Genomic DNA, 3,156 nt, shown 5'->3' with positions numbered 1-3,156 from the left:
GGTACCGATCGCGATGCCGCAGGCGAGTCCGATCAAGAGGCCAACGGCGGCGATCAGCGCGCCTTCGAGCATCACCGCGCGGCTCAGCATGCGGCGGCTGAAACCGAGCGCGCCGAGCGTGGCCAGTTCGCGTTCGCGCAAGCAGACGCTGGCGGCGAGCGTCACCGCCAGCCCGAACAGTCCGATCAGCATCGCTGCGGCTTCGAGGGCGTAGGTCACGGCAAAGCTCTTGTCGAAAATCGACAGGCTCAACCGGCGAATCTCGGCCGCGTCGGCCACTTCGAGTCCGTACTGGCCGGTGTACGGCGCGAGCCAGGCAATGGCAGCGGTTTCCTGGCCGGGCCGCGGCCACAGCGCGAGGTCGGTGGGCTGGAAATCGCCGCCCAGGCGCTGGTAATCGTCGCGGCTGATCGCGATCGCGCCGAACTGCCGGGAATAGTCGCGCCAGACGCCGCCGACGAAGACCTCGATGGCGCGTCCGAGCAGCGGCAGGCGCAAGGTCTGGCCGGGCGCGATGCGGTAGATCTCGTGCAGCGCTTCGCTGATCCAGACCACGGCGATGTCGCCCGCCGGTGGCGCCAGCACCGGCCCGGTGAATGGCAGGCGCGCTTCCGGCTGGCTGCGCTCGATCTCGCGCACCAGCAGCGCGATGTTGGGCCGCTGCGGGTCGATGGTCAGCGCGGCCTGCGCGCTCGGCTCGACACGGGCGAACGGCGCATCGGGCCGGCTCAGCGCGGCGAGCAGATCCTGCGGCAAGGGCGTGGACTTGCTGCGCAGATACAGCGGTGCCGGCAACACCTCGTCGAGCCAATGGTCCACGGCGACGCGAAAGCTCGACACCATGATCACCATGCTGGCGGTCAGGGCGAAGCTGACGATCAGACCGCTCGCCGCCACCTGCGCCATCAGCGGCGCCTGCGCGACATTCTGGATGGCGATCCGTTGCGGCGCCGGCAAACTTCGCCGGGCGAACCCGCCAAACACGTTCTGCGTGAGCAGCGGCGCGCTGGCGATGCCGATCACCAGGACCAGAGCAATGGCCGTATAACCGGCGAGCGGCAGCTCGAACAGCGGTGGCAACTGCGTCAGGGCGACCGCAGCCAGCGCCAGCAATACCGGGAGCAAGCGCCTGACACGCCGCGCATCGTCGGCCGGCGGGCGTTGCGCGAAACCGATTTTCAGCGCCTGCGCCAGCGGCTGCACGCGGTTCAGGTGCGCCGGGTAGAGCGCGCCGGCGAGGCTGGCGGTGCAGCCGAGCGCCAGGAAGATCAAGGCGGGCAGCATTTGCGGAACGATCCGCGGCGCGCTGCCCGCGAAATAACCGCCGCCGAGGTCGCCACCGAGCAGTTGCGTGAAGGCCAGGGCCAGCGCGTAACCGAGAGTCAGGCCGAGCAGCGAGCCCGGTACGCCGATCGCGAGCCCTTCGAGCAGGACCTGCAGCAGGCGCAGGCGTGGAGAGAGACCGAGCACGCCAAGCAGTGCAAACTGTGTCGAACGCTGCGCGACCGCCGTCAGTTGCGTCGCAAAGACCAGGAAGGCACCGGTCAGCAGGGCGACCAGCGCCAGCACGTTGAGGTTGACACGGTAAGCACGCGACAGGTTGGAGACGCGCGCACTTTCGTCGTCGGGGGCACGCAGCAGCAGGTCGGCCGGCAGCCGTTCTGCCAGCGCTGCCCGCCAGCTCGCCGGGTCGGTCGCAGGCGCGAGGCGCACGCGCCCCTCGCTGACGGCGTTGGCTGGTCCGAAATGTTCCTGCACCCAGGCGATGTCGGCGACCAGCAGCAGGTCGTCGGGTCCGGTGCCCGGCAGGTCGCCGGCAATCGTGGTGGCCCAGTGCTGATCACCGCGCCGCAGCGTCACCGCCGCACCAGCCGGCAGCCCGAGCTGGCCGAGCAGCGCCGGTGAAACATAGACGCCGCCGTCGAAGAGGTTGCCGGCGACGCGATCGCTCTGACGTGGCAGCAGCTTTGGCATCACCGCTGCGGCGCTGAACACGTCGAGGCCGATCAGCCGCACCGGTGTGCGCGCCGGTTCGATGCGCACGCGCGTTTCGATCACCGGCGCGATGACCAGCACTGCCGGGTCGCGGGCGAGGTCGTTGATGGTTTCCAGGGGAACGCTGCCGGCACTGTTACGGGCAGCCAGCAGCGCATCCGGATCGCCCTGCACGGTCTGCATGGCGCGTGCGAAATCGGCCAGTGCGGCGTCGTTGATCAGGTGAATCGCGTAGCCGAGCGCGACCCCGAGGGCGATCGCCAGCATCGACAACAGTGTCGCCGCGCGGCGTGTGCGGAACTGCGCGCAGATCAGCCACCAGGCCAGCGTGGTCATTGCAGGCCGTCCTGGGTCAGCGTCAGGATGCGGTCGCAGCACTGCGCAAGCGGCTGCGAATGGGTGACGATCAGCGCGCTGGCCCGCTGCTCGCGGACTCTTTCGAGCAGCAGCGACAGTACCTCGCCAGCGGTGCGCGGATCGAGGTTGCCGGTCGGCTCGTCGGCCAGGATCAGTGCCGGCTGGTGCACCAGCGCGCGTGCAATCGCCACCCGCTGCAGCTCGCCGCCCGACAGCGACGCCGGCCAGCGTTCGCCGAAACCGGCAAGTCCGACGCGTTCGAGCAGCGCCTGCGTACGTGCTGCGTGTTCGCCGGCCGGCACGCCGCCGAGCAGCAGCGGCACGCTGATGTTCTGCGCCACATTCAGCGTCGGCAGCACATGAAACGCCTGGAAGACGAAGCCGATGTGCCGCGCCCGCAGCGCCGATCGGGCAGTTTCATCGAGCCGGACGATGTCCAGCGCCTGCGGGCCGATGCAAATCGCGCCGCGATCGGCGCTTTCGAGGCCGGCAATACAGTTCAGCAGCGTGCTCTTGCCCACGCCCGATTCGCCGACCAGGGCCACGATCTCGCCTGCCGCGATGTGAAAAGCGAGCGCGCTGAACAGCGGCCGGCTGGCTCCGGGGTGACGCTTGGCGAGACCGCTAACGGTCAGCATGTCCGTGCAGGTCAGCCACGATCCGTCACTATAACAGTTGCGGCAGTTTCATCACGGCCGTTGCGCCATGTAGGACCAGTTGATCTTGCGGCGCGGCAGCAGGTAATCGAGTTCCTCGGGCGGGCGCTCCTGCAGGCGCAAAGGGCGATCGATCTTGAGCTCGTCG

At 68.9% G+C, this 3,156-nt stretch carries 2 protein-coding genes; both read right to left on the bottom strand.

The genetic code is table 11. From position 1 onward, the window contains the following. Nucleotides 1-2,331: FtsX-like permease family protein (locus CAPSK01_RS10735; protein ID WP_273703499.1), on the bottom strand; the 2,331-nt coding region annotated here is incomplete at its 3' end. Then, the gene (locus CAPSK01_RS10730) at nt 2,328-2,990 is read right to left on the bottom strand and encodes an ABC transporter ATP-binding protein (protein WP_034926198.1); all 663 of its coding nucleotides are present in this window, start codon (nt 2,988-2,990) and stop codon (nt 2,328-2,330) included. The genes CAPSK01_RS10735 and CAPSK01_RS10730, both read right to left, overlap by 4 nt. Nucleotides 2,991-3,156: the final 166 nt, after the last annotated feature.

The sequence above is a fragment of the Candidatus Accumulibacter vicinus genome, assembly GCF_000584955.1.
Classification (GTDB): domain Bacteria; phylum Pseudomonadota; class Gammaproteobacteria; order Burkholderiales; family Rhodocyclaceae; genus Accumulibacter; species Accumulibacter vicinus.
Note: the sequence above shows the minus strand (reverse complement) of the source record. Positions and strands in the feature narration are given on the sequence as shown.